The organism is Alteromonas sp. MmMcT2-2, assembly GCF_022348305.1.
In the GTDB taxonomy this organism is placed as follows: domain Bacteria; phylum Pseudomonadota; class Gammaproteobacteria; order Enterobacterales; family Alteromonadaceae; genus Alteromonas; species Alteromonas macleodii.
Genome location: NZ_JAKRFA010000086.1, coordinates 1 through 6899, shown reverse-complemented (window position 1 = coordinate 6899; position 6899 = coordinate 1). Strand labels below are relative to the sequence as shown.

General features: G+C 43.5%; 6 protein-coding genes and 1 pseudogene. 3 read left to right on the top strand and 4 right to left on the bottom strand.

Annotated elements, in window-relative coordinates:
- Nucleotides 1-95: 95 nt before the first annotated feature.
- Nucleotides 96-668 (top strand): annotated as a pseudogene (locus MHM99_RS20595) (substrate binding domain-containing protein); the annotation flags it as partial.
- A gap of 16 nt (nucleotides 669-684) precedes the next feature.
- Here MHM99_RS20595 and MHM99_RS20590 read toward each other — a convergent pair.
- The 4 genes from MHM99_RS20590 to MHM99_RS20575 form a co-directional block, all read right to left on the bottom strand.
- Complete coding sequence (locus MHM99_RS20590) at nucleotides 685-1164, bottom strand: invasion associated locus B family protein (RefSeq protein ID WP_039236473.1); 480 nt, start codon at nucleotides 1162-1164, stop codon at nucleotides 685-687.
- Between the two features lie 53 nt (nucleotides 1165-1217).
- Nucleotides 1218-2474 carry a nidogen-like domain-containing protein gene (locus MHM99_RS20585; protein ID WP_101565064.1) on the bottom strand — a complete coding sequence of 419 codons (1257 nt, stop codon included), beginning with the start codon at nucleotides 2472-2474 and terminating at the stop codon, nucleotides 1218-1220.
- Nucleotides 2475-2652: 178 nt separating this feature from the next.
- A complete protein-coding gene (locus MHM99_RS20580; RefSeq protein ID WP_080986399.1) occupies nucleotides 2653-4269 on the bottom strand; it encodes a carboxypeptidase in 1617 nt (538 codons plus the stop codon).
- Between the two features lie 150 nt (nucleotides 4270-4419).
- Nucleotides 4420-5007: an ACP phosphodiesterase gene (locus MHM99_RS20575; protein WP_049586864.1), complete on the bottom strand. Its 588-nt coding sequence runs from the start codon at nucleotides 5005-5007 to the stop codon at nucleotides 4420-4422.
- 182 nt (nucleotides 5008-5189) lie between these two features.
- Here MHM99_RS20575 and miaE point away from each other — a divergent pair, with 182 nt between their 5' ends.
- Complete coding sequence (gene miaE, locus MHM99_RS20570) at nucleotides 5190-5966, top strand: tRNA isopentenyl-2-thiomethyl-A-37 hydroxylase MiaE (protein WP_049586863.1); 777 nt, start codon at nucleotides 5190-5192, stop codon at nucleotides 5964-5966.
- A gap of 216 nt (nucleotides 5967-6182) precedes the next feature.
- Entirely contained in the window at nucleotides 6183-6782 is a 600-nt protein-coding gene (locus MHM99_RS20565; protein ID WP_014949940.1) for a Yip1 family protein, read from the top strand.
- Nucleotides 6783-6899 lie beyond the last annotated feature (117 nt).

Here is a 6899-nt window from a genome sequence, read left to right as displayed (position 1 = left end):
TGGCGTCAGGCGATGAGTCGTTTTATTATCGAGTTCGAGGAACGACTCGAAAAGCACATTAACTAATGGCAGTTACACAGAATCTGTTACAGGCTCTAACCGTAAAGCTCAACCTGAGTGACAGCAACATTGACTTTTATCGCGATCCCGTCGATTTAGCGCTAAGGTACGGTACTCCAACCGATGCGAATGTATACGGTTTCAAAATTTGTGATGTACCAAGTTTACTTGTTGCCTCCCCTTCTTATATCAGCTCTCATGGTGCCCCTGAAAAATTTGAAGACTTGCAAACACACAACGGGCTTTTTTACCAACTACACGACAAGGTATATAACGAATGGGAGTTTTTTCACAAAGGGACACCGCTGAAGATAAAAATGCGAGGCAACAGAACCGCAAACGACGGAGAAATAGTAAAGCGTTGGGCCGTCGCGGGTAAAGGTATTGCTGTTAAATCTGGCTTAGATGCGTGCGACGACATTTTAAAGGGTCGACTTGTAACCTTGTTACCCGAATATCAACCTAAACCGAAACAGCTTTGGCTGATTTGCCCTAGCCGCCAATCTATTACTCCAGCAGTAAGACTATTCAGAGATATGCTGAAAGAGCGCTGCGCTGAATGTTTAGCGCAGCTAGCCGCATTCAGCGTATCAAAATATCAAAAATAGACGAGTATCTGTGCATTTACTTTTGAATACTTTGATTTAGCTGTGCGTAAGCTTCCTCAAAACCTGTCAACGATATGGGTAAGGTAACTTGCTGGTTTTCAGATTTTTGAAACGCTATTAGCATAGTCTGTCCATTGTGCATTTGTTTCAAAAGTTCATTGTCGATTTTCACTATACTTTGGCAAGACTTCTCGTCACAGCCTGAGAATGGCACTTGTATGGATGCAAAATCGTCGATTTTTACTCCTACACCATTTTTTGTGAGTGTATTTTTTGGAAGCTTTATTTTCAATACTGGAAAATCTTGCGAATAGGAGTAGTCAACGTTGACGCCCAATAGCACTTTTTTTGCTTCTTTGTCTTTGGCAACGAGCTGGCTAAGCGTACACACAGACGAATCATTACATAGCAAACTCCAACTACCAAAGTCACTTGTCGTTACAGCCCATGAAAAAAACGATGCAAGTACTAAACTAACTGCTACTAAATATTTCACTTTCACCTCTTAGCAAAACGGGGAGCGCACGCTCCCCCTCTTTTATGACAACTTTATTGCTTCCGCTTTCTTATAACAAGCGTAGCAAACATTGCACTTAGCATTAGAAATAGAGTATTGGGTGTTGGCACAGATACAGGATCAGGTACAAACACAGTAACGGCATTCTGGTTCATATTAACAACGCCAGAACCATCGAAAGTGAGGCCGGTTACAAATGCGTCCGGCGTAGGCTCGAGCATATTCGAAACATCAATTCCCATAATTCTGAAGCGGTCAACTGGGGTATTGAAGTCGTACTCCTCACCACCAGTGATATCTGTGCCTGTATCGAACCAATCCATCAGAACATTGTCCCAAAGAAATAGGTCAAACATGTTGTCGTCGTAACCTTCAGGCAAAAGTACTGACGCGATGTTTGGACCACTATTTACAATATAGTCATAGCCTACTGCCACATCTGGGTCGATGAACACAAGTTCATCTGGATCATCGATAGAGAATTCAAATTCATAGTCTGTCGGTGTTTCTGGATTAACAATAGGCAATATAGGGTTTTCTGGAGTATCACCCGGTAGTACGCCATCGCGAATAGCAAACTTCCAAATACCAGGCGTGCCCGTGTTGCTGTTACTTTCGTCTATATCAGCGATAGCGGCGGTTTGAGACCCCGGCACAGTGAAAAAGTTTTCCCCATCTCCGGCGTCATAACCCGCTTGTGCTGGAACGCCGTCTGACGCACTACCTGAAGTCCAACCGATATCTTCATATCTAAACTCAACGTCAAAATTTCCCGCACCTGTGTCTTCCCGATCAATTAACACTAATTGGAACGTGTTTGTGGGGTTACTGTTTTGACTGTAGTAACCAACATCGTTCCATGTCACTACCAGCGTGTTTTCATTCGGTGAACCGATAAACACGTCGCCACACTCTGCACAGCGCGTATCTACATCGCCCCAAAATGGCGCGATCATTGGCTGGTTGCTTATTGGGAAGGGTCTTGGCGTAAAAGAGCTCACAGTGCCATTGAAGGTAATATTACCGTTATTGTTAATGAAGAATCTATCGTATGAAGTACCAAAGAAATTTACGCCACTATCGAAGGCAAGCGATTCAAATGCGTCAAATACGATAGCGCCCGATGAACCGTCGTCGTTACCATTCATCGCTAAGTTACCAAATCCACTTTCAGTAGAGCCTTCCCAGCCGGAAAGGAGCACTGAAGCATTGGCTGTGGTGCTTGAGATTGAGAATGCTAGCGCTGCGCTCGCCAGCAGGGATAATGAAAAACGCGAAGACTTTTTCATGTATACGTCCTTGTAGTTTATGTTAATAAGAATTTCATTATTTAGCAGACCCGATTTAGCAAAGTGTAAGCCAAATCTAAAATAGCTTTTAAATACAGAAGCTTAAAAAATAAATAATGAATTAGTTTAATATAATGTAAAAAAACCTGACATCCTTGTCTTTAGATTTTCAGACGTACTATCGCTTGTATTCAGCAGGTATGCCTTTGCCTGGTGTGCTCATTTTAATAAACTCGCGTAGGTCTTGGTTGGACTGTTTTAAGTCGTCGCGACGCAGATACATCATGTGGCCACTGCGATATCCCTTAAAGCTCAAACGGTCTTTTAAATTGCCACTTTGATCGAGCTGCCACATCGTATACTTGGCATCAAAGTAGTTCGTTGCGCCGTCGTAATAGCCAGCTTGAATCATCACATTCAGATACGGGTTTTGCGCCATGGCCAATCGCAAGTTCTCACCCGTTTGATTATTGCTTCTATCCCATGGGTGCACGTTTCCAAACATGTTGTACTTAATATCAGTTTTGTAGTTTAACTCTTCACGCAAATAGTAATTAATAGCGGGCGTGAACGAATGAAGCCATGATGTTAGCTCAGCCCAATAGTCAGGGCGGTCGCCGCTTTGCTTAGCATCTATACCCAAATAGCGGCTGTCTAAACGACCTAGCGTCTTCCCTTCCTCGCGCAGTAAGTCTTTCCAGAAAAATGCAGTGCTCACGTCTAAGTTGTTTTGCGCAATAGACGCTTCACTTAACCCAGAATAGCGCGCCATTTGCTTTAACACATCGCGCTTTTCCGTTTCACCAATGAAGCCACCTTTGGCCAGAGCAGGAATAAGCGTATTGATGGTGAAGTCTTCAACTTCAGGCAATAGCTCAGTAAGATCTTTGTTTTGCAACGCGGGTTCAAGCTTATTGTGATACCACGCCGCGGCAGCAAAATAAGGCAGTCGATTAGCGGCTTTTACCGGCCCGTTGCGCTCTATACCAATATCGGTTGGCGATACAAGCACAACGCCGTTTAAGTACATCCATTGGCGATTTTGAAGCTCTAATGCTAATCCTGACACACGCGTCGTGCCGTAACTTTCACCGATAAGATATTTAGGTGAACGCCAGCGATTATTACGCGTTACAAAAGTATTCACCCAGTCTGCCAAATAGCTAATATCGGCGTTTACACCAAAGAACATTTTCTGCTGTTCATCTTGCGATGGCATGCTGCCGTCAGCTTTAGGCAGCACACGGCTGTACCCTGTATTCACTGGGTTAACAAACACAATGTCTGCCACATCCAAAATGGAGTAAGGATTGGTTTGAACACCATAGGGCTGAACTGGATAGCCCTCATCATCAATATTAAGAATACGAGGGCCTGTGTAGGCTACATGCATCCACACTGACGCAGAGCCTGGACCACCGTTAAAAGAAATAATAAGCGGGCGCTCAGTATTCTCTTTTACGTCAGTGCGCTGATAGTAAGTGTAAAACAAAGTGGCAACCGCTTCGTCTTTACTGTTCCAAACCGGTTGAGTACCCGTGGTGGCACTGTATTTTACACGCTTGCCTAGGATTTTAGTTTCGTGCTCTGTCACTACACTGCTATCAATTTTTATTGAACGAGCATGTGCAGATGCGCTTTCTTCTTGCGCTGAAGCACTGGTAGTTAAGCTTACAAAAGCAATTAAGGCTGCCGTTAACCATGCTAGGGTCGAGTGCGATTGCGCTTTGTGTTTATTTTTACCCAGACTTAATAATACGGGCGATGTATTTCTAACTAAGGATTGAATATTCATCATTATTATCTTTGAGTGTCGTTAATTTTATCTTTTTTGTGTTGTCTTTGTATTGCACGCTTTACTATATCGCTGTTCACATGACAGCTTAGCAATGAACGACAAAACGACCAATTTCTTCGATACATTTCTGTAACACGGTTAAGCCTTTCAAATATTCTCAGGGCCATTGATTTTTATGTGTGTAATGAGTTCAGGGAAAAACGTTAAGAATCTCGCTTCAATCTCGTCTCTGTTCGTATTAATATCATCCACAGCATGATGAAACGTGTTGGGGAAACGAATACGTTTAGCAACCACAGCAATCGCCTTAGCAATGCCCTCTTCTTTAGCATAATCTTCAAACCAGTCATGGGTTATCATATGCCCAACACTGTGCTGCATCGTTCTCGGCATAGTGGGCAATCGCTGTTCTAACAATGCGAAACTCTGTTCCCTGAAGTCGTCAAAACCCTGTGCTGTAAACGACGCCCAATGTTTAATTAGCAAGTGATCGAAGTAGATATCTAGCGCCACAGGTGCAAAGCGCCGACGACTTTTATGAAATAACGCCTTTGCTGCTAAGACGCTGGTATGACTGTCGGTGAACCTATCGACTTCATAGTGGTTTTTAAGACCTAGCTGTACCGCTTGTCCAAACTCTTTAATATCAACACCCCGCCTGAAATCACCGAGTAGGTTACCGAATTGAGAATCGGCAGTTGGTCGGGCTAAGAAAAGATGGGCAAGATAATTCATTTTGTAATTTATTGGCCTCTATTTTAAGTTGTAAGGGCTTGTAGGTATCAAGTAAAATTGCGGTTCAATTCAGATACGCTGAATTTTGTGCTTTTATAAACCGAAACTGCCGAAACTAGCGTTGGCAGCAGCCAAATTCAAATGTAACTGAAAAACCGTAGCACTTAAAATTGAGTTTCAACATGTCTGTAACCTCCACTTCTGAAGTCACGTCTCTACTTTCACCAATCAATGCCTTTTTACATTGCGAGACGCCTCAGTCGTGGATAGACGAAGCGCAGAAAGAGGAAAACCTTCGCGTTATCCTTACTGACCACCTAATTTGCGAGCTTAAAGCGGCTCAGTCGGCTATGTACCTACTTCGCCGCTATGTGGCCGATGAAGAAACCAGTAAGGTATTGCTGGGCTGGTTGAAACCTTACGAAGACTTCACTTACCGCCACGAAGGCGATTGGCAATCGCTTAATACTAAGCACCTTTCCAAAAATGTATTTAACACAGAAGGGCTAGACCCTTTTAAAAAAGACATGCTTGATAAAATGGTCATGCTAATTAAAGAAGAGCTTCATCATTTTTACCAAGTGCTAGAAATTATGCACGAGTTGGGGTTTGAATATAAGTCGGTAACATCCAGTCGTTACGCAAATGGCTTATTGCGTCACGTACGCACTTACGAACCTGAAAAGCTCATCGACAAGCTCATTTGTGGTGCCTACATTGAAGCGCGCTCCTGTGAACGCTTTGCCAAACTTGCGCCGTATGTTTCCGAAGATTTAGGCAAGTTCTATGTGTCGCTGTTGCGCTCTGAGGCCAGACACTTTGAAGACTACCTAACGCTGGCTGGGCAAATCGCTAAAACTGATATTTCAGAGCGCGTTGCCCACTTCGGAAACGTTGAAAGATCATTGATTGAAAGCGACGATGACGAATTGCGTTTCCACTCAGGCGCACCACGCTAAAGTTAACGCTTTGCATCCGTTTATAAATTAATCAATTTATGTTGACGGCTTAGTCATTCTGCTGCACACTCAATTTGTAAACATATTGTTAACGGCAGTGTTTAGCGCTTTGCGCTGTGTTTGTGTTTCCTTGGTTTTACGGTTAGTCCGTGTGTTCTCCCTGCCTCACAACAATATTTTTTAAAATAATAACGTTGGTGAACAAGGCAGGACTTTATGATTTTAAATCATTTAATTGGTATTTACACTCATCCAAAAGAAGAGTGGCAAACCATTGATACCAAACACGAAACCTATTTTTACGCGCTTACCCATATCGCTTTTATATCTCTCATTCCATCACTCGTGGCCTATTATTCCAGTGCCCATACTGGCTGGAGTATCGGCGCAGGTGACATAATTCGCCTTAGCGAAAATACCGCAATTATGATGGGTATAGGCATGTATTTTGGCTTAATTGCAGGCGTGGTCGCATTGGCCGTACTTATTCATGAGTTGGCTAAAGCGTTTGATGCGACGCCAACTTATACGCAGTCGCTGGAACTTGCGGCCTACACGGCTACACCGTTGTTTATGGTGGGCTTCGCAGGTCTTTACCCAGAACTCTGGGTAGTGATGACGGCGCTGTTAGTCGGTATTAGCTATTCGGTATACCTGCTCTACTCTGGCGTGCCAATTTTGATGCATATGCCAGAAGATAAAGGGTTCATTTACTCAAGCTCGGTAGTGACATGTGGGCTAGTATTGCTCGTTATTCTAATGACAGGTTCAGTTTTGGTGTGGGGTCTGTCCGGCGGACCAGTATTTGTTCACTAGCCTCTTTCATTGAAATAAATGTGTCGTCCTAATATAGGTTGACAGTTATTAGGCCAGCTCTCGAAGCTGGCCTTTTCTATTATGCACTGCGTTAGGCGTTTCCATATCTAATGCTAA

Coding starts and splice junctions, on each gene's coding strand:
- MHM99_RS20585 (WP_101565064.1), bottom strand. CDS start 2,474: ATGAAAAAGTCTTCGCGTTTTTCATTATCCCTGCTGGCGAGCGCAGCG.
- MHM99_RS20580 (WP_080986399.1), bottom strand. CDS start 4,269: ATGAATATTCAATCCTTAGTTAGAAATACATCGCCCGTATTATTAAGT.
- MHM99_RS20575 (WP_049586864.1), bottom strand. CDS start 5,007: ATGAATTATCTTGCCCATCTTTTCTTAGCCCGACCAACTGCCGATTCT.
- miaE (WP_049586863.1), top strand. CDS start 5,190: ATGTCTGTAACCTCCACTTCTGAAGTCACGTCTCTACTTTCACCAATC.
- MHM99_RS20565 (WP_014949940.1), top strand. CDS start 6,183: ATGATTTTAAATCATTTAATTGGTATTTACACTCATCCAAAAGAAGAG.